19 protein-coding genes are annotated in these 22,987 nt (G+C 68.1%); 16 read left to right on the top strand and 3 right to left on the bottom strand.

Annotated features, from left to right (window positions below; genetic code table 11):
• Positions 1 to 6: 6 nt before the first annotated feature.
• The 9 genes from ABDJ85_RS13115 (at position 7) to ABDJ85_RS13075 (ending at position 9,325) form a co-directional block, all read left to right on the top strand.
• Entirely contained in the window at positions 7 to 918 is a 912-nt protein-coding gene (locus ABDJ85_RS13115; RefSeq protein WP_347705229.1) for a prephenate dehydrogenase, read from the top strand.
• Positions 918 to 2,933, top strand: coding sequence for a bifunctional 3-phosphoshikimate 1-carboxyvinyltransferase/cytidylate kinase (locus ABDJ85_RS13110; RefSeq protein WP_347705228.1), 2,016 nt, complete (start codon positions 918 to 920; stop codon positions 2,931 to 2,933). The genes ABDJ85_RS13115 and ABDJ85_RS13110 overlap by 1 nt, the downstream gene beginning before the upstream one ends.
• A 192-nt stretch (positions 2,934 to 3,125) precedes the next feature.
• Positions 3,126 to 4,835 (top strand): 30S ribosomal protein S1, encoded by a 1,710-nt coding sequence (gene rpsA / locus ABDJ85_RS13105; protein ID WP_347705227.1) that lies wholly within the window; start codon positions 3,126 to 3,128, stop codon positions 4,833 to 4,835.
• Positions 4,836 to 4,940: 105 nt separating this feature from the next.
• Entirely contained in the window at positions 4,941 to 5,237 is a 297-nt protein-coding gene (locus ABDJ85_RS13100) for an integration host factor subunit beta (RefSeq protein WP_347705226.1), read from the top strand.
• A 15-nt stretch (positions 5,238 to 5,252) separates the two neighbouring features.
• Positions 5,253 to 5,543, top strand: coding sequence for a lipopolysaccharide assembly protein LapA domain-containing protein (locus tag ABDJ85_RS13095; protein ID WP_347705225.1), 291 nt, complete (start codon positions 5,253 to 5,255; stop codon positions 5,541 to 5,543).
• Entirely contained in the window at positions 5,533 to 6,690 is a 1,158-nt protein-coding gene (lapB, locus tag ABDJ85_RS13090) for a lipopolysaccharide assembly protein LapB (RefSeq protein WP_347705224.1), read from the top strand. Before ABDJ85_RS13095 ends, lapB begins: the two co-directional genes overlap by 11 nt.
• Positions 6,690 to 7,448 carry a glycosyltransferase gene (locus ABDJ85_RS13085; protein WP_347705223.1) on the top strand — a complete coding sequence of 253 codons (759 nt, stop codon included), beginning with the start codon at positions 6,690 to 6,692 and terminating at the stop codon, positions 7,446 to 7,448. The genes lapB and ABDJ85_RS13085 overlap by 1 nt, the downstream gene beginning before the upstream one ends.
• Positions 7,448 to 8,311, top strand: a complete 864-nt coding sequence (gene kdoO / locus ABDJ85_RS13080; RefSeq protein WP_347705222.1) for a Kdo hydroxylase KdoO — start codon at positions 7,448 to 7,450, stop codon at positions 8,309 to 8,311. The genes ABDJ85_RS13085 and kdoO overlap by 1 nt, the downstream gene beginning before the upstream one ends.
• Before the next feature lie 6 nt (positions 8,312 to 8,317).
• The gene (locus ABDJ85_RS13075) at positions 8,318 to 9,325 is read left to right on the top strand and encodes a glycosyltransferase family 2 protein (protein ID WP_347705221.1); all 1,008 of its coding nucleotides are present in this window, start codon (positions 8,318 to 8,320) and stop codon (positions 9,323 to 9,325) included.
• Here ABDJ85_RS13075 and ABDJ85_RS13070 read toward each other — a convergent pair.
• Positions 9,283 to 10,395 (bottom strand): glycosyltransferase, encoded by a 1,113-nt coding sequence (locus ABDJ85_RS13070; RefSeq protein WP_347705220.1) that lies wholly within the window; start codon positions 10,393 to 10,395, stop codon positions 9,283 to 9,285. The genes ABDJ85_RS13075 and ABDJ85_RS13070 overlap by 43 nt on opposite strands.
• A gap of 225 nt (positions 10,396 to 10,620) precedes the next feature.
• On the opposite strand from ABDJ85_RS13070, the gene ABDJ85_RS13065 reads away from it, so the two are divergent.
• Together ABDJ85_RS13065 and ABDJ85_RS13060 are read left to right on the top strand one after the other, a co-directional pair.
• Positions 10,621 to 12,357 carry an ABC transporter ATP-binding protein gene (locus tag ABDJ85_RS13065; RefSeq protein ID WP_347705219.1) on the top strand — a complete coding sequence of 579 codons (1,737 nt, stop codon included), beginning with the start codon at positions 10,621 to 10,623 and terminating at the stop codon, positions 12,355 to 12,357.
• Entirely contained in the window at positions 12,354 to 12,650 is a 297-nt protein-coding gene (locus ABDJ85_RS13060; RefSeq protein ID WP_347705218.1) for a ComEA family DNA-binding protein, read from the top strand. Before ABDJ85_RS13065 ends, ABDJ85_RS13060 begins: the two co-directional genes overlap by 4 nt.
• On the opposite strand, the gene ABDJ85_RS13055 is transcribed toward ABDJ85_RS13060, so the two are convergent.
• Positions 12,624 to 13,898, bottom strand: a complete 1,275-nt coding sequence (locus tag ABDJ85_RS13055; protein WP_347705217.1) for a patatin-like phospholipase family protein — start codon at positions 13,896 to 13,898, stop codon at positions 12,624 to 12,626. The genes ABDJ85_RS13060 and ABDJ85_RS13055 overlap by 27 nt on opposite strands.
• A 10-nt stretch (positions 13,899 to 13,908) precedes the next feature.
• Entirely contained in the window at positions 13,909 to 17,466 is a 3,558-nt protein-coding gene (gene dnaE, locus ABDJ85_RS13050; RefSeq protein WP_347705216.1) for a DNA polymerase III subunit alpha, read from the bottom strand.
• Positions 17,467 to 17,578: 112 nt separating this feature from the next.
• Between dnaE and ABDJ85_RS13045 the strand changes: the two genes are divergently transcribed.
• From ABDJ85_RS13045 to ABDJ85_RS13025, 5 genes are all read left to right on the top strand, one after another.
• The gene (locus tag ABDJ85_RS13045; protein ID WP_347705215.1) at positions 17,579 to 18,319 is read left to right on the top strand and encodes a sulfurtransferase; all 741 of its coding nucleotides are present in this window, start codon (positions 17,579 to 17,581) and stop codon (positions 18,317 to 18,319) included.
• A 292-nt stretch (positions 18,320 to 18,611) separates the two neighbouring features.
• On the top strand, positions 18,612 to 19,499 hold the full coding sequence (locus tag ABDJ85_RS13040; RefSeq protein ID WP_347705214.1) for an alpha/beta fold hydrolase: 888 nt from the start codon (positions 18,612 to 18,614) through the stop codon (positions 19,497 to 19,499).
• Positions 19,496 to 20,977 (top strand): amino acid permease, encoded by a 1,482-nt coding sequence (locus tag ABDJ85_RS13035; RefSeq protein WP_347705213.1) that lies wholly within the window; start codon positions 19,496 to 19,498, stop codon positions 20,975 to 20,977. Before ABDJ85_RS13040 ends, ABDJ85_RS13035 begins: the two co-directional genes overlap by 4 nt.
• Positions 20,978 to 22,102, top strand: coding sequence for a succinylglutamate desuccinylase/aspartoacylase family protein (locus ABDJ85_RS13030; protein WP_347705212.1), 1,125 nt, complete (start codon positions 20,978 to 20,980; stop codon positions 22,100 to 22,102).
• 83 nt (positions 22,103 to 22,185) lie between these two features.
• Positions 22,186 to 22,986 (top strand): FRG domain-containing protein, encoded by an 801-nt coding sequence (locus ABDJ85_RS13025; RefSeq protein ID WP_347705211.1) that lies wholly within the window; start codon positions 22,186 to 22,188, stop codon positions 22,984 to 22,986.
• The last annotated feature ends 1 nt before the right edge of the window (position 22,987 follow it).

The raw sequence follows: 22,987 nt of genomic DNA, 5'->3' as shown, positions 1-22,987 counted from the left end.
TCCACCATGTACCAGCAGCTAGGCGTGATCGGTTGCGGGCTGATGGGCGGCAGCTTTGCGCTGGCGCTCAAGAAGGCGGGGCTGGTCAAGCGCGTGGTGGGCTACAGCAAGTCGCCGTCCACCACCGAAGCCGCCCGCAAGCTGGGCGTGATCGACGTCGCCGCCGAGTCCGCCCTGCTCGCCGTCTCGGGCTCCGACATCGTGTTGATCGCCGTGCCCGTGGCCGCCACCGAGGCCACCCTCAAGGCCATCCGGCACTTGGTCAACCCGGGCGTGCTCTTCATGGACGTGGGCTCGACCAAGTGCGATGTCGTCGACGCCGCCAAGCGCGCACTGGGCGACCGGGTCGCGGGCTTCGTGCCCTGCCACCCTATCGCTGGCAAGGAAGCCGGCGGCGTCGCCAACGCCGATGCGGCGCTTTACCAGGGCTGCAAGGTCATCATCACGCCCTCCCCTGTGACCGACCCGGCCCAGGTGCAGCGCGCCACCGATGTGTGGTCAGGCATCGGCGCCCAGGTCGTGCGGATGCGGCCCCAGCACCACGACACGGCCTTCGCCGCCGTGAGCCACCTGCCGCACCTGCTGGCTTTCGCCTACTTCAACGCCGTGGCCACCCAGGCGCGCGGGCCGGACTTCCTGTCGCTGGCCGGCCCGGGCTTCCGGGACTTCACGCGCATCGCAGCGAGCGAACCCGCCGTCTGGCGCGACATCCTGCTGGCCAACCGCGCCGACCTGCTGGCGCAGGCCCACAAGTTCCGCGAGGCGCTGGATGGCTTCGAGCGCCTGATCGAGAGCGGCGACCCCGTCGCTCTGGAGGCTGCCATCCGCAAGGTCTCCGACGCCCGCGCCTCCTGGCAACTTTCAGACCGACCCAGCCCCACAGGCTCCAACCCTGCAGCCCGCCCGGGCGGCAAGTGATGTTCAAGATCCCCTTCCTCGACCTCCCGCCCCTGCGCAGCGCCGCAGGCACCGTGCGCCTGCCCGGCTCCAAGAGCATTTCCAACCGCGTGCTGCTGCTGGCTGGCCTGTCTGAAGGCCGCACCGTCGTGCACGACCTGCTGGCCTCCGACGACACCGCCGTGATGCTCGACGCCCTACGCGCCTTGGGCTGCGGCGTCGATGTGCAAGCCGGCGGCCCCGTTGTCATCGACGGCATCGGCGCGACCGTCAAGGTGGCCGCGGCCAAGCTCTTCCTGGGCAACGCAGGCACCGCCATGCGCCCGCTCACCGCCGCGCTGGCCGTTCTGGCTGCCACCCAGGGTGGCAGCTTCGAGGTTTCGGGCGTGCCGCGCATGCACGAGCGCCCGATTGGCGACCTGGTCGATGCGCTGCGCGGTCTGGGCTGCGCGATCGACGACCTGGGCAAGCCGGGCTACCCGCCGCTGCGCCTGCATGGGCCGTCCAAGCTTCGCTTGAGCGAAGCCGTGCGCGTGCGCGGCGACGTGTCCAGCCAGTTCCTGACCGCCTTGCTGCTGGCGCTGCCCCTGGTGGCTGAGCAGGACGTGCGGATCGAGGTGATCGGCGAGCTGATCTCCAAGCCCTATGTCGAGATCACCCTGGCCCTGCTGGCGCGCTTTGGCATCCAGGTCCGCCGCGAGGGCTGGCAAGCCTTCGTGATTCCGGCCGGCAGCCGCTACCGCTCGCCGGGCGAGGTGTTCGTCGAGGGCGACGCGTCGTCGGCGTCCTACTTCGTGGCGCTCGGCGCCATCGCTGCCACGGGCACGCCCATCCGCATCGAAGGCGTGGGCAGCGAGTCCCTGCAGGGCGACGTCCGCTTTGCCGAAGCCGCCATCGCCATGGGCGCCGCCGTCACCACGGGCCCCAACTGGCTCGAAGTGAAGCGCGGCCAGTGGCCGCTGCGTGGCATCACCCTCGACTGCAACCACATCCCCGATGCCGCCATGACCCTGGCGGTGATGGCGCTGTACGCGGACTCACCCTCGACGCTGACCAATATCGCCAGTTGGCGCGTCAAGGAGACCGACCGCATCGTCGCCATGGCCACCGAGCTGCGCAAGCTCGGCGCCACCGTCGAGGAAGGCCCCGACTGGCTGCGCGTCGAGCCGCTCAAGGCCTGGCGGGCCGCCAGCATCCACACTTATGACGACCACCGTGTCGCCATGTGCTTCTCGCTGGCCGCCTTCAACGGCCTGGTCACCGAGGCGGCCGTGCCGGTCCGCATCCTGGAGCCGTATTGCGTCGCCAAGACCTTTCCGGACTACTTCGAGACCCTGTTCGGCGTCGTCACCGCGCGCAGCGAAGAAGTACCCGTGCTGACCGTGGACGGCCCGACCGCCTCCGGCAAGGGCACCCTGGCCCATGAACTCGCCGAGTCGCTCGGCTACCACGTGCTCGACTCCGGGGCGCTGTACCGCGCCACCGGTCTGGCGGCTGAGCGCGCCGGCGTCAGCTTCGACGACGGCGCCGCCCTCGGCCGCGTCGCCGCCGGACTCAAGCTGCGCTTTACCGATTACCGCGTCTGGCTGGGCGATGAGGACGTCACCGACGCGCTGCGCTGGGAATCCACCGGTCAGTTGGCCTCCCGCGTGGCCACAGTCCCCGAGGTCCGCGAGGCCCTGCGCCAGCTGCAGCTCGACTTCCGGCGCCCGCCTGGCCTGGTGGCCGATGGCCGTGACATGGGCACCGCCATCTTCCCGGGCGCGCCGCTCAAGGTCTTCCTCACCGCCAGCAGCCTCACGCGCGCCGACCGGCGTCATAAGCAATTGATGGCCAAAGGAATTTCGGCTAATATCGAGAGCTTGCGTGACGATTTGGAGGCGCGTGATGCCCGGGACAAAACCCGGCCGACATCGCCCCTGACTCCCGCGCAGGACGCGCGACTGCTCGACAACTCGGAGCAGACCATCGAGCAATCGAGGGATCTGGTGCTGAGCTGGTGGGCAGAACGCTCGCCCTTCAAGCCCATGGCTTGAGGCAGCAGCGGGTGGTGGCCTTCGGGCCTGCCGCCACGCGTCAGGGCCCGCCGCCCTTCCCTCCCGAGCCTGCTCCTTCACGGACAGCTCCTGGACGTCAGTCCAGCCGAGGGCGGCGATGTCAACAACCTAACCCGCAGCAATTGCTGCACGCCGATGTCCTCGCAACGAGGCATCACAGGAATCTCAACCATGTCCCAAACCCAAGCAGCCTTCGGCGCCGAATCCTTCGCCGCCATGTTCGAGGAATCGCTCAAGCAGGCCGATATGCGCGCCGGCGAAGTGATCTCGGCCGAAGTCGTCCGTGTCGAGCACAGCTTCGTGGTCGTCAACGCCGGCCTGAAGTCCGAGGCCTATGTGCCCATCGAAGAGTTCAAGAACGACCAAGGCGAACTCGAAGTGCAAGTCGGCGATTTCGTCTCGGTGGCCATCGACGCCATCGAGAACGGCTACGGCGACACCATCCTCTCGCGCGACAAGGCCAAGCGCCTGGCCTCGTGGCTGAGCCTTGAGACGGCCCTGGAGTCTGGCGACTTCGTGACCGGCACTGTCTCCGGCAAGGTCAAGGGCGGCCTGACCGTCCTCGTGAACGGCATCCGCGCCTTCCTGCCCGGATCGCTGCTGGACACCCGCCCGGTGAAGGACATGAGCCCCTTCGAGGGCAAGACCATGGAATTCAAGGTCATCAAGCTCGACCGCAAGCGCAACAACGTCGTGTTGTCGCGTCGCGCTGTCGTTGAGGCCTCCATGGGCGAAGAGCGCGCCAAGCTGCTCGAGACCCTGCAAGAAGGCGCCATCGTCAACGGCGTGGTCAAGAACATCACCGAGTACGGTGCGTTCGTGGACCTCGGCGGCATTGACGGCCTGCTGCACATCACCGACATGGCTTGGCGCCGTGTCCGTCACCCGAGCGAAGTGGTGACGGTGGGTCAAGAGCTGACCGCCAAGGTCCTCAAATTCGACGCCGAGAAGAACCGCGTTTCGCTGGGCATCAAGCAACTGGGCGACGACCCCTGGTTCGGCGTGGCCCGCCGCTACCCGACCGGCACCCGCCTGTTCGGCAAGGTCACCAACATTGCTGACTACGGCGCCTTCGTCGAGATCGAACCCGGCATCGAAGGCCTGGTGCACGTCTCCGAAATGGACTGGACCAACAAGAACGTCGCACCCGCCAAGCTGGTTTCGCTGGGCGACGAGGTCGAGATCATGGTTCTCGAGATCGACGAAGACAAGCGTCGCATCTCGCTGGGCATGAAGCAGTGCAAGGCCAACCCCTGGGAAGAGTTCGCCGAGAACGTCAAGCGCGGCGACAAGGTCAAGGGCCCCGTCAAGTCGATCACCGACTTCGGCGTGTTCATCGGCCTGGCCCAAGGCATCGACGGCCTGGTGCACCTGTCCGACCTGTCCTGGAACGAGCCCGGCGAAGCTGCCGTGCGCAACTTCAAGAAGGGCCAGGAAGTCGAAGCCGTCGTCCTCGGCGTGGATGTCGAGCGCGAGCGCATCTCGCTGGGCATCAAGCAACTCGACAGCGACCCGTTCACCTCCTACACCTCGATCAACGACCGTGGCCAGTCCGTCACCGGCAAGGTCAAGACCGTGGATGCCCGTGGCGCCGAGATCGAGCTGGCTGACGACGTCACCGGCTACCTGCGCGCTTCGGAAATCAGCCGCGACCGCGTCGAAGACGCCCGCAACGTGCTGAAGGAAGGCGACGAAGTCACCGCCGTCATCGTCAACGTGGATCGCAAGACCCGCAACATCCAGTTGTCGATCAAGGCCAAGGACAGCGCCGACCAGCAAGAAGCCATGCAGCGCCTGGCCCAGACCAGCGAGCGCGAGAACGCTGGCACCACCAGCCTCGGCGCTCTGCTGCGCGCCAAGCTGGACAACCAGGGCAACTAAGCTCCGGGTTGACACGCCGGTCCCGCAACGGGGCCGGCGGGTATGCTCTCCCACAGGCTCGCAGTGTTGCCACCGCGAGCCTGTTTCACTTCCAGCGTTTCAGCCATGACCCGCTCCGACCTCGTCACCCTGCTCGCCGACCGCTTTCCGCAGCTGACCCAGCGTGACACCGAATTCGCGGTCAAGACCATCCTCGACGCCATGAGCGACGCCCTGGCGCGCGGCCATCGCATCGAGATCCGGGGCTTTGGCAGCTTCTCCATCAGCCGCCGCCCGCCTCGCATGGGCCGCAACCCGCGCAGCGGCGAACAAGTCCAGATCCCCGAGAAGCTGGCGCCCCACTTCAAGCCCGGCAAGGCCCTGCGCGAGAGCGTGGACGCCAACCTGCCCGTGAAGGACTGAGAGAGGCATTCGCCCATGCGCACCCTGGTCTGGTTGCTGCGCGGCTTCCTGTTCTTTGCGCTGTTCGCCTTTGCGCTGAACAACAACCACGAAGCCAGCCTGCGCTGGTTCTTCGGGCATGAATGGCGCATGCCGCAGATCATCATCGTGCTGATCGCCTTTGGTTGCGGCTGTGCGTTTGGTGTCCTGGCCATGGTGCCGGCCTGGTGGCACCACCGCCGCGCCGCCCGCCGCAGCGAGGCCCTGGCCGACCCCACACCACCGCCGGCGCCTGCCGCCGCGCCGCCGCATCAAGATGGAGTTTGATCCCCGCTGGCTGCTGTTCGTGCTGCCGGTCGCGTTTGCGCTCGGCTGGCTGGCCTCCAAGCTCGACGCCCGGCAATGGAAGCGCGAGCAGCGCGAATCGCCCAAGCCCTACTTCAAGGGTCTGAACCTGCTGCTGAACGAGCAACAGGACAAGGCCATCGACGCCTTCATCGAAGCCGTCCAGAACGACCCCGACACCACCGAGCTCCACTTCGCCCTTGGCAGCCTGTTCCGCCGCCGGGGCGAGACCGAGCGCGCCGTGCGCGTGCACGAGCACCTGCTGCGCCGCGCCGACCTCAGCAAACCCGACCGCGAGCGCGCCCAGCACGAGCTGGCGCAGGACTTCTTCAAGGCCGGCCTCTTCGACCGCGCCGAGGCCGCCTACAGCGAGCTGCGCGGCACCGCCTTCGAGCGGGAGGCCCGGTTGGCCCTGCTGTCGCTCTTTGAGCGTTCACGCGACTGGGCCCGCGCGGCCGAGGTCGCCGCCGAGTTGGAAGCCGCCGGCACCGGCTCCTTCGCGCAGCGCATTGCCCATTACCTGTGCGAGCAGGCCCTGGTCGCCCAGAGCCAAGGCCACCCCGACCTGGCCCAGAGCCTGCTGCACCAAGCCCAGAAGCGCGCCCCCGAGGCCGCGCGCGCCTACGTGCTGCTGGGCCAACTGCTGGCCCAAGGTGGTGATGCGCCCGCCGCCTTCGAGCAGTTCAACCGCCTGCTCAGCACCAACCCGCCGGCCTTCAACCTCGTGGCCATGGACTACGCCCAGCTGGCCCAGGGCCTCCAGCGCCAGGCGGCTGCGTTGCAGACCCTGAGCGCCCGCTATGAGCAGGCGCCGAGCATGCCCTTGCTGCGTGCGCTGGAGCTGCTGGACCCCGCCGGGCACCGCAGCCGCCTGGTGCGCCACCTCAAGGCCGCCCCCGCCCTCTCGCCCTCGCTCTCCGCCGCCACCGAGCTGTTCAAGCTGGAGGCGCCGGCCCTGCCCGCCGACGAGCAAGCCCCGCTGCTGCAGACCCTGGAGCACGCCTGCCGCCCCTTGCGCCGTTACCGCTGCGCCGCCTGCGGTTTTGAAGCGGCCCACTACTTCTGGCAATGCCCTGGCTGCCTCAGCTGGGACAGCTACCCCCCAACCTCCGTTGAGGAACTCGCTTGATGAGCGCCGTCAACCCGCCCACCGCTCCCGATCAGCAGAGATTCATCATCTGCATGAAGTGGGGCACCAAGTACGGCCCCGAGTACGTCAACCGCCTCTACGGCATGGCCGCGCGCCACCTCAAGGGTGCGTTCCGCTTTGTCTGCTTCACCGATGACTCGGCCGGCGTGCGCCCCGAGGTCGAGTGCCTGCCGCTGCCCGAGACCCACGCCAAGGCCGGCAAGCGCGATGGTGGCTGGAAGAAGCTCGGCACCTACCAGGCTGACCTCTTCGGCCTGCAAGGCACCGCCCTCTTCCTCGACCTCGACGTCGTCATCGTCGGCGACCTGACCGAGTTCTTCGAAGTGCCCGGCGAGTTCCTGATCATCAAGGACTGGAAGCGCCCCTGGCGCGTCACCGGCAACTCCTCGGTCTACCGCTTCCGGCTCGGCGCCCATGCCGACGTGCTGCAGCACTTCATCGATCACCAGGACGAGGTCCGCGCCAAGTACCGCAACGAGCAGGAATTCCTCAGCCACCACCTGGCCGCCCAGGGCAAGCTCGGCTACTGGCCCAAGCACTGGTGCGCCAGCTTCAAGTACCACTGCCTGCCGCTGTGGCCCACCAGCTACTGGCGCGACCCCTTCATCCCTGCGGGCGCACGCGTGCTGGTCTTCCACGGCGTGATGAACCCGCCCGATGCCTTGGTCGGCCGCAGCAATGGCAATTGGCGCCACGCCCGGCCGGCCCGCTGGATCTCCGACCACTGGAGGGAGTGATGCTGGACGCCATCGTCACCGTGGCAGCCACCGACTGGTCGGCCGCGCTGGGCGGCCTGGTGTCTGAGCTGGAAGCGGGCAAGGTGTTGTTCTTCCCGGCCCTGCGCTTTGAGCTGGACCGGGACGAGACCGCGCTGCTGCGCCCCGATGTGCGCGACCCCAAGTCCCGCAACATCAGCCTGCGGCCGGATGGCAACCTTGCAGGCGCCGCCGTCACGGGCACCGAGCACGGGCGGCTCGGCGCCATGATCGGCCGCTTCGCCAGCCAGGCGCGGGCGTTGATCGATGCCATCGCGCCTAGCTACCGCACGCACCTGCGCGCGGCACCAGCGAGCCTGCGCCCCAGCCAGGTCGAGTCCCGCCAGCAGTCCTGGCGGGCCGACGACCGCCGGCTGCATGTCGATGCCTTCCCGTCCCGCCCCAACCGCGGCGAACGCATCCTGCGCGTCTTCACCAATGTCAATCCGCACGACGAAGCGCGCGTCTGGCGCGTCGGCGAGCCCTTTGACGCCATCGCCCGGCACTTCGTGCCACGCGCCAAGCGATACACCCCCTGGCAGGCGCACGCACTCAAGACCCTGCGCGTCACCAAGTCGCTGCGCAGCGAGTACGACCACCTGATGCTGCAGCTGCACGACGGCATGAAGGCCGACATGGCCTACCAGCGCGACTGCCCGCAGCTCACGCACGCCTTTCCGCCGGGGTCCACCTGGGTCTGCTTCTCGGACCAGACCTCCCACGCAGCGATGTCGGGTCAGTACATGATGGAGCAGACCCTGCACCTGGCCGCCCAGCACCAATGCAACCCGCAAGCCAGCCCGCTGGCCATCCTGGAGCGACAGCTGGGGCGGCGCCTGACCTGAGAGCCTGTGAACAAGTCCTGGCTCAGCGTCCTCATCCCGGTCTACAACGTCCGGCCCTTCCTGGCCGAGTGCCTGGCCTCGGTGCTGCAGGACGGCATCGAAGGCGTTGAGGTGCTGATGCTGGAGGATTGCTCGACCGACGGCAGCGACCGCCTCGCCGCCGAGCTGGCTGCGCGGCACGCGCCTCAGGTCCAGCTGCTGCGTCACGCCCAGAACGGCGGCCTCAGCGCGGCCCGCAACACCTTGCTGGATGCCGCCCAGGGCGACTACGTCTGGTTCCTCGACTCGGACGACCTGCTGCTGCCCGGCAGCGTGCGAGACCTGCAGGCCTGCCTCGAACGCTTTCAAGCACCGGATCTGGTGCTTTGCGACTTCCGCACCGTGCGCGAGCGCTTCCAGCTCAAGCACCGCCTGCGCGGCGAGCTGCACTTCCACACCTTTGCCGGCCCACCCCGCACCCGGCTGAGCGACCGCGCGGCCCTGCTGCGCGGCGCGTTTGACCGAGGCCACCTGCACAGCTGGAGCAAGATCGCCCGCCGCGAACTCTGGGAGGGGCTGCGCTTCCCGGTCGGCCGCTACTTCGAGGACATGGCCACCACGCCCGCGCTGCTGCTGCGCGCGCGCAGCTACGTCTACATGGACAGCGTCTGGGTGGGCTACCGCCAGCGCGCTGGCAGCATCCTCGCCAGCAACACCGTCCGCAAGGTGGACGACATGATGGCCGCGCTGGCGCCGGTGCCCGCGCTGCTGGCCGCCCAGCTCCCTTCGCTCGGGGCCGAGACCGACTTTGCCGCCGGCTACTACGCCGCCAAGACCTTCGTCACGGCCTGCCGCTTCGAGGGTCGCCGGGGCGACCCGGCGCGCCTGGCCCAGCACCTGCAGTCCTTCGAGGCCATGAGCCCGCTGGCGCCTGCCGCCGTCGTGGCCGGCTGCCGCGCACGCGGCTGGTGGTGGCGGGCGCTGCGCGTGGGCTATTGGCTCGGCCGCGCCACGGCCGCCAGCAAGGCCTCGTAGCGCGCCAGCATCAACGCCTGGCTGTGGGCATGCAGCGCCTGCTCGCGCGCAGCCGCCCCCAGCCGCGCCGCCAAGGCCTCGTCGCCCAGCAAGCGGGCCAGGGCCGCCGCCAACGCCTCGGGGTCGGCCTCGGGCACCAGCAAGCCCGTCACACCGTCTTCCAGCACGCCTTCCACACCGGGCACATTGCTGGCCACACAGGCGCAGCCTGCGGCCATCGCCTCGACCAGGGCCAGGGGCATGCCTTCCCAGTGCGTGGACAGCACGAAGATGCGCGTCTGCATCAGGCGCGCCGGCAAGTCGGCCACGTGCCCAACCCAGTCGATCTGGTCAAGCACCCCCAGTTGCTGCGCCAGCGCACGGCAGGCCTGCTCGGCACGGCCCGAGCCCGTGCCTGCCAGCACCAGGCGGGGCTGCGGGCCTTGCTCGCGCAGCCGCGCCAGCGCGCGGATCAGGGTCGGCTGGTCCTTCTGGCGTGCGAAGCGGGCCGACATCAGGATCTGCGGCAGGCGCCGATCAAAGGGCTGCGCGTCGGCTGCCGCGAAGCGCGTGAGGTCGATGCCGTTCGGGATTGCCAGCGTCTTATCTGGCGGCAGGCCCAGGCGCAGCAGCGTCTGCCGCGCGCCCTCGGACACGCCCACCAACGCCGCGCTGTGCTGCGCCAGGCGCCGCGTCCACCAACGCGACCACGGCGTGTAGCGCTCAAGCGTGTTGTGCTCCACCTGCACCAGCACCGGCACGCCCGCCTTGAGCCCCGCGCGGCGGCCCAGCAGGTGCTCGGGGAAGCCATGCGCCAGCACGGCCTGGGGCTGCAGCGCGCGCAGCAGCGCCGCCAGCTGTGCCACCGTGACCGCATGCGCCCAGCCCGACACCAGATGCACCTCCAGCCCCTCGGCCCGCAGCGCCTCGACGCGCTGCATCGGCGTGTGCCGCTTGCGGCGCAACACCAGCACGGGCTCGAAAGGGCCCGAGCGCCGGGCGGCGCGGCACAGGTCAACGGCCACCTGGGTTGCGCCCGAAAAGCCCCCGGTCACGAAGTGCACGACGCGGGGACGTTGCTGACCTTGCATGGGGCGTCGGCTGGGTGAGGCTCAGAGCTTGAGAGTTTTTCGGCCGAGCCCGAAAGGCGGGTCAAAACGCCCCCGATCTAGGTGCAAAGCACAGCCATAGCTCGGGCTATGGCGCGCATTTGCAACGACGAGCGGGGGTGTTTTGGCGTGCAAGGCGGGCATGGACGAAAGACTCTCAAGCTCTCAGGCATGGCGGGCGAGTATAGGAACGACAATCGCGCCCCTATGTCCGCTGAAGCCACCAAGCCCCTGGCCTCCCGCCTGTGGACCTTCGTCAAGCCGCACCGCGCGGGCCTGGCGCTCACCTTCCTGGCCTACCTGGGTGCCGCAGGCACCGAGTGGTTCATTCCCAAGCTCACCGGCTATGTGTTTGGCGGTGGCTTCGAGCGCGATGCCTTCCACCTGGCCTGGATCCCCGTCGTGCTGGTGGGGCTCTTCACCGTGCGCGGGCTGTGCAGCTTTGCGGGCCAGTACCTGTTCCAGTGGACGCTAACGCGCAGCGTGATGGACTTCCGCACCGCCCTGGTCGAGTCGCTGTTGCGGCTCGATGCCCAGGTCTACACGCGCATGCAGTCGGGCGCGGCGGTCACCAAGGTGGTCAATGACCCGCAGCAGATCCTGTGGCTGCTGGGCAATGTCGGCATGGCGGCGCTGCGCGACGGGCTGCCCGCCATCGTGATGCTGGTCTTCCTGTTCCAGCTCAACTGGCGGCTCACGCTGATCGCCCTCATCGTCACGCCGCTGATGGGCTGGCTGATGCGCAAGGTCAACCACCGCGTGCGGCGTGTCGCCTCGCAGGCCTATGACGCCCAGCTCGACCTGGCCAATCGCGTCGAAGACCTGGCCCGCGCCTGGCGCGTGATCCGGCAGTTCGGGGCCGTGCCGGTGGAGCGCCAGCGCTTTGCCGAGGTGGCGCAGTCGGTGCGCCGCAATTCGCTCAAGACCTCGGCCGCCTCGGCCCTGGCGCAGCCGGCCTCGCAGTTCGTGGCCAGCATCGGCATCTCGCTGATCCTCGTCATCGCGGTCTGGCAGATCCGCACCACGGGCGAAGGCGCCAAGGCCTTTGCCGAGTACGTCACCGCCCTGCTGCTGCTCATCTCCAAGCTGCGCCATCTGTCGGATCTCAGCCAGCCGGCCACACAGGCCATGGTCATCGCCCGGGGCTGCATGGAGCTGATGGACGCGCCCAAGGAGCAGGACCAGGGCACGCTGGAACTGCCCGGCCCGGCCAAGGGCGACATCGAGCTCGACGCCGTGCAGCTCACCTACCCCGGCGCCACCACGCCGGCACTGGATGGGCTCTCGCTGCGCTTCGCGGCCGGGCAGACCACCGCGCTGGTAGGCGCCTCAGGCGCGGGCAAGAGCTCGGTCATCCACCTGCTGCTGGGCTTCGACCACCCCGACGCCGGCGCCATCCGCCTCGACGGCCAGGACATCGAGCAACTGACCCGCGCCAGCTTGCGCCGCCAGTTCGCCGTGGTGTCGCAGGACATCGTGCTCTTCGACACCTCGGTGGCCGACAACATCGCCTACGCGCAGGTGCGTGACGAAGCGCGGCTGGAGGCTGCCCTCAAGGCCGCCCACCTGTGGGACTTTGTGCAGACCCTGCCCGAGGGGCTGGAGACCCCCATTGGCGCCAACGGCAGCAAGCTCTCGGGTGGCCAGCGCCAGCGCGTCGCCATCGCCCGCGCGCTCTACAAGGACGCGCCGATCTGGATCTTCGACGAGGCCACCTCCGCGCTCGACACCGAGAGCGAGCGCGCGGTGCAGCAGGCGCTGGAGGCCTGGCAGGGCCGCAAGACCTTGATCGTGATCGCGCACCGCCTCTCCACCATCCGCGCGGCCGACTGCATCCACGTGCTGGGCAATGGCCGCCTGGTCGAGTCCGGCAGCCATGCCGAGCTGCTGGCCCGCGACGGTGCCTATGCCGCCATGGTGCGGGCCCAGAGCGCCGAAGGATGAAGCGCCGGCGCGCGCTGCTGCTGGCCGGCGCCCTGCTTGCCAGCCCGGTGGCTGGGTTCGCTCAGACGGTGGCGCTGGTCGAGGTCAACAGCGCCAGCCGCGCGGCGCTGGAGTCGGTGCCCGGCATCGGCCCCCAGCTTGCCGAGCGGCTGCTGGCTGCGCGGCCCTTCACCGGCTGGGCGGACCTGCTGCACCGCGTCAAAGGCCTGGGCCGGGCCAGCGCGCTCAAGCTCTCGGCACAGGGCCTGCGCGTTGCCGGCGCCGCGCTAGACGCCGCCAGCGAAGCCCGCTGAGCGGCTGCGCCGCAGCCGAACCGGGTCCACATCGGGCGCCTGCTCGGGCCAGCCAAAAAAGCGCTGCACCTGCGAGCGCATGGCCAGGGTGTCACTCATGCCGAGGTTGATCAGCTCGTTCACAAAGCTGGGCTCAAAGAGCAGATAGCTCAGCAGCGCCGCGCCGCTGGACTTCTTGCCCTGGCCGCTGGCGCCCAGGGCCTTCATCAGCGCGCGCATCGAGGCCGGCAAACTGGCCTGGTGCTCGCCGGCCAGCTCGTCCAGCCGGCGGCTGGGCGCAATCACCAGCAGCTCGATGGGCCGCAGGTCGGACGCATCGAGGCTGTCCTTGGGTAACAGGGACAACGTGCGGTTGATGCGCCGCAGGCGCTCCACGTCCACCGACAGCGCGTCCAGGAAGATGCTGGACAGCGCGTGGCCGGCCACCAAGGCCATGCCTGGCGCTTCGTCCGACACGCGGTGGCGCGGGCCGCCCGGCTCCTTCATGCGTCCGGCACCAATCACCAGCACGCGGTCAGCCCCCAGGTGCACGGCCGGCGAGATGGGCGCGCTCTGGCGCATGGAGCCGTCACCAAACCACTCGTCCATGCCCTCCAGCTCCAGCGCCTCGGCCGGGAAGATGAAGGGGATCGCCGACGAGGCCATCAAGTGGCCCAGGGTCAGCTGCGTGCGCACGGCCATGCGCTGCTCACGCAGCCAGGGCTCGATGGCCTGGTGCGTTTGATAGAAGGTGACGTGCTGGCCCGAGGTGTAGCTGGAGCCCGAGAGCGCCATCGCGTGCAGATGCCCGCCGGCCAGCATGGCCTCGATGCGACTCATGTCCAGATACTTTGAGAGCAGGCTGCGCAGCGGCGTGTTGTCCAGCAGGCTGCGCGGCCGGCTGCGCGTCCAGCGCGCCAGCGCCCACCCGAGGCTCAACATGCTCAGCCAGCGCGCGCCGCTGCGCACGGCCTCAAACGCATCGGCACGGTAGATGGACTCGACATGCAGGCCCTGCCAGAGGTGCACCAGGCCATCCACGGCGCCGTCAAAGTCGTCCGCATGGCAGGCCAGGGTCGAGGCATTGATGGCGCCGGCCGAGGTGCCGCTGATCACCGGGAAAGGCGCGCCTTGCACGGCGCCCGCATCGCGCCGCAGCTGCGCGATGGCCGCGAGCACGCCCACCTGGTAGGCCGCCCGCGCGCCGCCGCCGGTCAGGATCAGACCAGTGCGGGCTTCGCGTGGAGGGCGGCGATCCGGGCTGTTCATGGGCGTGGCGTCATCCAGCGTCAAACACCACTTCGGCCTCGCCACCCAGGCGGGCCAGGGCCTCGTCGGCCGGCCACAGGCGGCTTTGCTCGCCCAGGTCGACCAGCCATTGAGCGCCAACCTCAGCACCCACTGCGGGCCCGCTGCCAGCCTCGGCCCGCAGCGGCACCCGCAGCATCAAGCCCTGGCGCGTGGTGCCTTCGTCGGTGGCCACCTCGCGCGGCGGGAACTCGCGCACCAGCGCCGCCAGCTTGTCCACACCGCCCAGGCTGCGCACCAGCACATGCCGGCCAAAGCGCGCCCGCGCGGCGGCGAGGCTCCACACGGCCTGCACATTGAAGCGCAGCCCGCCTGAGAAGCGGTCGTTCTGCACCCGGCCCTGCGCAATGATCAGCTCGTCCTCGGCCAGCAGCTCCTTGTTGGCGTTGAGCAGCTCCTCGTTGGCAACGGACTCGATCACATCGGTCTTGTCGTCCAGCTTGAAGATGCCCACGCGGCCGCGCTGGCCGTTGATGATGCGCAGGTCAGACACGATGCCGGCGATGGTGACGGGCTCGCGGCTGTCGACGAGGTCGGCAATCGCACGCTTGACCATGCGGCGCACCTCATCGCTGGATTGGTCGAAGAGGTGGCCCGACAGGTAGTAGCCGATGGCCGTCTTCTCATGGCCCAGGCGCTCCTTGATGCTCCAGGGCGCGGCCTCGACGAGGTCGGGCTCGGCGGTGGAGCTGGCATGCGAGTCGCCAAAGTCGAAGAGGCCACCCTGGTCAGCATTGGCCTCCTGGGTCTCGGCGTGGGTGTAGCCGCGCGCCACGCTGGCCAGCAGGCGGGAGCGCTCTGCATAGAGGCTGTCAAAGGCACCGGCCTTGATCAGCGCCTCCACCACGCGCTTGTTGACCGACTTGCGGTCCACGCGCAGGCAGAAGTCGTAGAAGGACAGGAAAGGCCCACCGCTTTCGCGCGCCGCGACGATGGCCTCGATGGCGCCGCGCCCCGTGCCCTTGATGGCACCGAGGCCGTAGTTGATCGAGCGATCGGTGAGGGGCTCGAACCGGTAGACGCCCTTGTTCACGCAAGGCGCCTGGAACTCGATGCCAAAGGTCTTGGCGTCTTCCATCAACACCTTGAGCTTGTCGGTGTCGTCCATTTCGATGGTCATGTTCGCGGCGAAGAACTCGGCCGTGAAATGCACCTTGATCCAGGCCGTGTGATAGGCCAGCAGCGAGTACGCGGCCGCGTGCGACTTGTTGAAGCCGTAGCCCGCAAACTTCTCCATCAGGTCGAAGACCTCGTCGGCCTTGTCCTGCGAGATGCCCTTCTCCGCCGCCCCCTTGCGGAAGATCTCGCGGTGCATGGCCATCTCTTCGGCCTTCTTCTTGCCCATGGCGCGGCGCAGCATGTCGGCGCCGCCAAGGCTGTAGCCGCCCAGCACCTGGGCGGTCTGCATCACCTGCTCCTGGTAGACCATGATCCCGTAGGTCTCAGACAGCACGGGCTCGGTCAGCGGGTGCGGGTACTCGACCACCTCCTTGCCGTGCTTGCGCGCCACGAAGGTCGGGATCAGGTCCATCGGGCCCGGGCGGTAGAGCGCGTTGAGGGCGATCAGGTCCTCCAGCCGCGAGGGCTTGGCGTCCCGCAGCATGCCCTGCATGCCGCGCGATTCAAACTGGAACACGGCCTCAGTGCGGCCGGCCGAGAAGAGCTGGTACACGGCCCGGTCATCGAGCGGGATGGTCTCGAAGGCGAAGTGCGCCTGCCCCGCATGGCGTTTGACGATGAACTCCTTGGCCAGCTCCAGGATGGTCAGCGTGGCCAGACCAAGGAAGTCGAACTTGACGAGGCCAATGGCCTCGACGTCGTCCTTGTCGTACTGGCTGACGGCCGAGGTCGAGCCCGGCTGCTGGTACATGGGGCAGAAGTCGGTGATCTTGCCCGGCGCGATCAGCACGCCCCCGGCGTGCATGCCGATGTTGCGCACCATGCCCTCGACGCGCGCGGCCAGCTTGAGCAGCTCGGCCACCTCTTCGTCGGCCGCCTCGCGCTCGTTCAGCTCGGGCGCCTCGTGGCGGGCGTAGATGAGCTTGGCCTTCTCGGGGTCGAAGTCGGGCGGCAGCGTGGCCAGGGTCACCGTCTTGCCCGGCGGCGCGGGGATGAGCTTGGCGATGCTGTCCACATGCCCATAGCCCATGCCCAGCACGCGGCCGATGTCGCGCAGCGCGGCCTTGGCAGCCATGGTGCCGAAGGTGGCGATCTGGCTCACCGCCGGGCGACCGTATTTGTCCTTGACGTACTCGATCACGCGGTCGCGGTTGCCCTGGCAGAAGTCGATGTCGAAGTCAGGCATCGACACCCGCTCGGGGTTCAGGAAGCGCTCGAACAGCAGGTTGTAGGCCAGCGGGTCCAGGTCGGTGATGGACAGCGCATAGGCCACCAGCGAGCCCGCGCCCGAGCCCCGGCCCGGGCCCACCGGGCAGCCGTTCTGCTTGGCCCAGCGGATGAAGTCCGACACGATCAGGAAGTAGCCGGGGAAGCCCATCTTGATGATGGTCCCGAGCTCGAACTCCAGCCGCTCCACGTAGCGCGGCCGCTCGGCATCGCGTTTGGCCGGGTCGGGGAAGAGCAGCGTCAGCCGCTCCTCCAGCCCCGCAAAGCTCAGCTCGCGGAAGTACTGCTCCATCGGCATGGGCGTGCCGTCTTCCAGCAGCGGCGTCGGGAAGTTGGGCAACTGCGGCTTGCCCAGCACCAGGGTCAGCGAGCAGCGCCGCGCGATCTCCACCGTGTTGGCAATGGCGGTCGGGATGTCGGCGAAGAGCTTGCGCATCTCGGCCTGGGTCTTGAAGTGCTGGCTGGGCAGGAAGCGCTTGATGCGCTTGGGGTTGGCCAGGGTCTCGCCCTCGGCCACGCAGACCCGCGCCTCGTGGGCGTCAAAGTCCTCTTCGGCCAGGAACTGGATGGGATGCGTGGCCACCACCGGCAGCTGCAGCTCGGCCGCCAGCGGCACCGTGGCCTGCACCAGGGACTCCTGCCCCGGCAGGCCGGCGCGCTGCAGCTCCAGGTAGAAGCGCCCCGGGAACAGGGCCGCCAGTTGGCGTGCCGACTCGCGGGCCCGCACCGTGTCACCCTGCTGCAGGGCCTGGCCCACGGTGCCGTGCTGGGCGCCGGACAGGCAAATGAGGCCGGCATTCAGCTCGGCCAGCCACTCCAGCTTGAGGCAGGCCTGGTTGCGCAGCACGTTCTGCAGCCAGGCGCGCGAGATGAGTTCGGACAGATTGAGGTAGCCGGTGCGGTCCTGCACCAACAGCAGCAGGCGCGAAGGCGGGCGGTCCGACGCGTCGGGCTCGACCCAGCAGTCGGCCCCCAGGATGGGCTGCACGCCCTTCTTGCGGCACTCGCCATAGAACTTGACGCCGCCAAAAAGGTTGGCGAGGTCAGTGATGGCCAGCGCCACCTGGCCATCCTTGGCCGCCGCCTTGGCCGCGTCGTCCACCCGCAAGGTGCCGTCCACGACAGAGAACTCGGTATGCGTCCGCAGGTGGACAAAAGGCGCGGCAATCTCGGGGCTGGTCATTGGGGAATTCTAGGGAGCGCACGCGCAGGCGAAGGACCAAACTCCCCGGCACTATCCCGCCCTCTGGCAACCCACGAACATGGAGCCCGGAGCGGAGACAATTTCGCCCACCATGAAGTCCGGCCCCATCCTCAACATCTCCTGCTACCAATTCGTCTCCCTGCCCGACTGCGCGGCCCTGCGAGACCCGCTCTACCAGCGCGCCGCCGAGCTGGGCCTCAAGGGCACGGTGCTGCTGGCGGAAGAAGGCATCAACCTCTTCCTGGCCGGGCCTGCCGAGGCGGTGAACGCCTGGGTGGCGACGCTCAAGCAAGACGCCCGTTTTGCCCCGCTAGCCCCCAAGGAGAGCTGGAGCGAGGCGGTGCCCTTCAAGAAGCTGCTGGTCAAGGTCAAGCGCGAGATCATCCGCATGGACCGCCCGGCCATCCGCCCCGACTGGCTGCCCCGCGCCCCCGCCCTGCCCGCCGCCACGCTGCGCCGCTGGCTGGACCAGGGCCACGACGACGAGGGCCGCCCGGTGGTGATGCTGGACACCCGCAACGGCTTCGAAGTGGACGAGGGGGCGTTTGACGACTGCATCGACTGGCGCATCACCAAGTTCAGCGAGTTCCCGGCCGCCGTGGCCGCCCACAGGGCTGAGCTGGAAGGCAAGACCGTGGTCAGCTACTGCACGGGCGGCATCCGCTGCGAGAAGGCGGCCATCGTCCTCAACGAGGAAGGCCTGCACGCCTATCAGCTGGAGGGCGGCATCCTCAAGTACTTTGAGGAGACCGACGGCGCCCACTACCACGGCGCCTGTTTTGTCTTTGACGAGCGGCGCGGCGTGGCGGCTGATCTCTCGCCTGTGGAATGAACCTAGAAACGGCAGTTGGGCAGGCCCGAGGGGCTGTCGAGGCGGGACGCTGGCGAGGCGCGCCGACGAAGTGGGCTGATGCCCACGAGAAGAAGCAACGCGGCCAGCGGCCCGAAGCGGCAGACCAGCGGGCATGCAGCGTTCTTCACAGAAGCGGTGAACACGCCTGGGCACCTAAGGTGTGAATGGGAAAGACCTTCCGATGAATGGCGAGCGGTCAACTGCCGGTTCTAGGTTCCCGGAATTCCTCCGGCGCCTGCTCGGCGGCCTGCTGCTGCTCGGATGTCTGGGCATGGCGGCCACCCGCGCGCCGGACCGGCCGCTGGAATCCCTCGTCGCCCGCTGGGCCCCGACACCCTCGCAGTTCATGGAGCTGGACGGCCAGCTCATCCACCTGCGTGACGAAGGCCCGCGCAGCGACCCAGCGCCGCTGCTGCTGATCCACGGCACCAGCGCCAGCCTCCACACCTGGGAGGGTTGGGCCCGCCAGCTCTCACACAGCCGCCGCGTCATCAGTCTGGATCTGCCAGGTTTTGGCCTCACCGGCCCCAATGCCTCCGACGACTACAGCACCCCAGCCTACGTGGACTTCATCCAGCGCCTGATGCGCCAGCTGGACCTGCCGCCCGCCGTCGTGGCGGGCAACTCCCTGGGTGGCGAGATCGCCTGGCTGCTGGCCGCGCGCCACCCCGAGCGGGTCAAGGCCCTGGTGCTGATCGACGCTGGCGGCTTTGACTTCGAGCCGGAAGAGCTGCCGCTGGGCTTCCGCCTCGCACGCATGCCCGGCGTGCGGCACTTGACGCGCTACTTCCTGCCCCGCGCCGCCGTCACGCAGAGCCTGCAAAGCGTCTACGGCGACCCGAGCAAGGTCAGCGCCACCCTGGTGGACCGCTACTTTGAGTTGACGCTGCGCGAGGGCAATCGCGAGGCCCTGATCCGCCGCTTCGAGCAGCTGAACCTCGGCGCCTACCTGCCCGAGCTGGCCCGCGTGCACCAGCCCACCTTGCTCCTGTGGGGCGGGCACGACCGATTGATCCCGCCGCGCTGGGGCGATGCCTTTGCGCAAGCCCTGCCAGGCAGCCGGCTGGTGCGCTTTCCCGCGCTCGGCCACGTGCCGCAGGAAGAAGACCCCGCTGCCACACTAGCCGCTTTGGAGCCCTGGCTGAAAGCCCTCCCATGACCCAACCCGAACACCATCACCTGCACCGCGAGATCAATGCCCGCCAGCTGGGCATGCTGGCCATTGGCGGCGCCATCGGCACGGGGCTGTTCTTTGCCAGTGGCAGTGCCATCTCGCAGGCCGGGCCCGGCGGTGCGATGCTGGCCTATCTGGTGATGGGCATGGCGGTCTACTGCATGATGCAGTCGCTGGGCGAGATGGCCACGCAGCTGCCCGTGGCCGGCTCCTTCGAGGCTTATGCCGAGCGCTTTGTCGATAAGTCCCTCGGCTTTGCGTTGGGCTGGAACTACTGGTTCTCCTGGTCCATCACGCTGGCGGCGGAGTTCGTGGCCGGGGCGCTCATCGTCAAGTTCTGGTTCCCCGACAGCAATGCCACGCTCTGGGCCATGGGTTTTTTCGTGGCGCTGATGGCGCTCAACCTGCTCTCGGTGCGCGCCTTTGCCGAGGCCGAGTACTGGTTCGCCAGCATCAAGGTGACGGTGGTGCTGGTCTTCCTGGTCATCGGCGTGGCCTTGATCCTGGGCCTGCTGGGCGGTGACGCCGTGGGCCTCAAGCACTGGACGCTGGCTGACCCGGTGAGCCACACGCAGGCGCCCTTTCCTGGCGGGATCACAGCCATCCTGATGGTCTTCCTGGTGGCGGGCTTTTCCTTCCAGGGCACCGAGGGCGTGGGCCTCGCGGCGGCTGAAGCGGCCGACCCGCAGCGCAGCGTGCCCCAGGCCATCCGCTCGGTGTTCTGGCGCATCCTGATCTTCTACGTCGGCGCCATGTTCATCGTCGGCACCGTCATCGCCTTCAACGACCCCAACCTGCTCAAGGGTGAGGCGGGGGGCGTGGCCTACTCGCCCTTCACCCTCGTCTTCCAGCGCATCCCCGTGGTGGGGCCCTATGCGGCGCACTTGATGAACTTCGTCATCCTCACCGCCGTACTGTCGGCGGGCAATGCCTCGCTTTACGTCTCCTCCCGCATGCTGCAGGCCATGGCGGACCGTGGCGCGGCACCCACCTTCTTCGGCAACCTGAACCGGCGCGGCGTGCCTGTGGCGGCCGTCTGGGCCACGGGCCTGATGGGTGCGCTGGCCTTCCTGGCCAGCACGGTAGGTGAGCAGAAGATCTACCAGATGCTCTACAACGCCTCGGGCCTGACGGGCTTCATCATCTGGCTCGGCATCGCCATCTGCCATCTGCGCTTCCGGCGCGCATGGGTAGCGCAGGGTCGCTCGCTCGACCAGCTCAAGTTCCGGGCGCGCTTCTTCCCCGTCGGCCCCTGGCTGGCGCTGGCGCTCTTCGTCGTGGTGGTGTTCGGCGCCAATGTCTGGGTCTTCCAGGCCGAGCAGTTCTCGTGGTTCGACTTCATCACCAACTACGCGCCCATCCCCGGCGTGCTCTTGCTCTACTTCGGCCACAAGCTCGTGCGCGGCACGCGCCTGGTGCGCCCGCAGGACGCACGGCTGGACCCCGAGCCTGAGGAGACCTGAATGCAGCTCGTCAAACACCCGCTCCTCTCCCCCGCCCCCGGCACCCAGCGCGAGCTGGTCTCGCTGCACTACGGCACGCCGGGCTCAGCGGCTGGCAAGGCCTACATCCAGGCCTCGCTGCACGCCGACGAGCTGCCCGGCATGCTCACCGCCCACCACCTGCGCCGCCAGCTCGCCGCGCTGGAGGCGGCAGGCCGCATCGTGGGCGAGATCATCCTCGTGCCCATGGCCAATCCCATCGGCCTCTCGCAGCATGTGCTGCACAGCCACCTCGGCCGCTTCGAGCTGACCACGGGCGAGAACTTCAACCGCCACTACCCCGACCAGATCGAGGCCGTGGCCACCAGCGTCGAAAGCCAGCTCGGGCCCGACCCGGGCGCCAACGTCCGCATCCTGCGCACCGCACTGCGCCAGGCTATCGAGACGTCCCCCGTCGAGACCGAGTTGCAATCGCTGCGTCGCACCCTGCTGCAACTTTCCTGCGACGCTGACATCGTGCTCGACCTGCACTGCGACGCCGAGGCCGTGGTCCACCTCTACACCGAGAGCCCCTGCGCCGAGGCCTGCGACCCACTCGCCCGCTTCCTGCGCTCGCGCCTCACCCTGCTCGCCATGGACTCGGGTGACAACCCTTTTGACGAAGCCTGCTCCCAGGTCTGGTGGAAGTGGAAAGCACGCTTTGGCGACCGTTTCCCCATCCCGCAAGCTTGTTTGTCCGTCACCGTCGAGCTGCGCGGCGCCACCGACGTGACCCACGAGCTGGCCAGCCAGGATGCCCAGAAAATCATCGACTTCCTGCACTGGCGCGGCCTCATCAGCGGAGCTAAACCTGCCCTGCCCGCCCCGGTCGGCGACGCCCGCCCCCTGGCCGGCAGCATGCCCATCAAGAGCCCCGCCACCGGCGTGCTCACCTTCTTGAAGCCCATCGGCACCGACGTCAAAGCCGGCGACGTGCTGGCCCACGTCATCGACCCCATCACCGACGAAGTCACCGAACTGCTCAGCCCCGTCGACGGCCTCTTCTTCGCCCGCGACTTCCTGCGCTTTGCCACGCGCGGGATGCGGGTGGCAAAGGTGGCAGGGAAGGAAGCGATCAGGACGGGGAAGTTGTTGGGCGCGCGCTAGGTATCCGCACCTTGCCCCGCGAGGGTCCGAAACGATACGCAGAGCCGAAGTCCCTGGCGAGCACTGTCCAAGGAAAAGAGATCATGCAGCGACGTCCAACAGCCGACATTCGCTTGCGCACACCACCAAAAGTGCGCACACGGAATGTGACGTGGGAGCAGTTCAAACGCGCCATCGCGCCGACACTCGAAAGCAACGGCGCTTGGTTCTTTAGGGGCCAACGCGACAGTAAATGGCGCCTACAAACGTCACTGCACCGTACAACGATCGTAAGGAACATCCCCGAGCTCAAGCGGTACTTTGAGGTCGTAGTTCCGAAGGTCCACGATGCCCTAGAGGCTTGGACTGGCAAGGCCTGGAACTATTCGCACCCACTCGGCCTCGCGGAGTTGCTTGCCTTTCTCCAGCACAACGGTTTTCCAACTCCGTTGCTCGACTGGTCGCTCTCCCCCTACGTCGCTGCGTACTTTGCGTACGAAGGAATCAATCACTTTGCTCCGCAATCGGACCGAGTCTCGATCTACAGCTTTCACGCCACGGCGTGGCAAGGTTGTTTCAGGCAAGCAACCGACGTCGGTGACCCGACTCCACACGTCTCCATCTTGACCCCGCGCATGGTGGGCAACCACAAGCTTGCGCTTCAGCAAGGCTGCTTTACTTGGAGCAATCTGCCCGACGTCGAAACGCACATCCGTCTCAATGAGGCTCGTGAGCAAAGATTTCTCACCAAGTACAACCTACCGACGTCGGAGCGCCCCCGAGTAATGGCAGAACTCAAGCTGATGGGGATTACCGCAGTAAATCTGATGCCCTCAGTTGAGTCTGTCTGCAAGAAGGCACTCGAAGACCTGATTGGTCTTGCCCCAATAGAAAAGGGAACCTAAG

This window comes from Roseateles paludis (assembly GCF_039872745.1).
GTDB lineage: Bacteria > Pseudomonadota > Gammaproteobacteria > Burkholderiales > Burkholderiaceae_C > Pelomonas > Pelomonas paludis.
The sequence above is the reverse complement of the archived record's forward strand: the minus strand, read 5'-3'. Positions and strand labels throughout refer to the sequence as shown.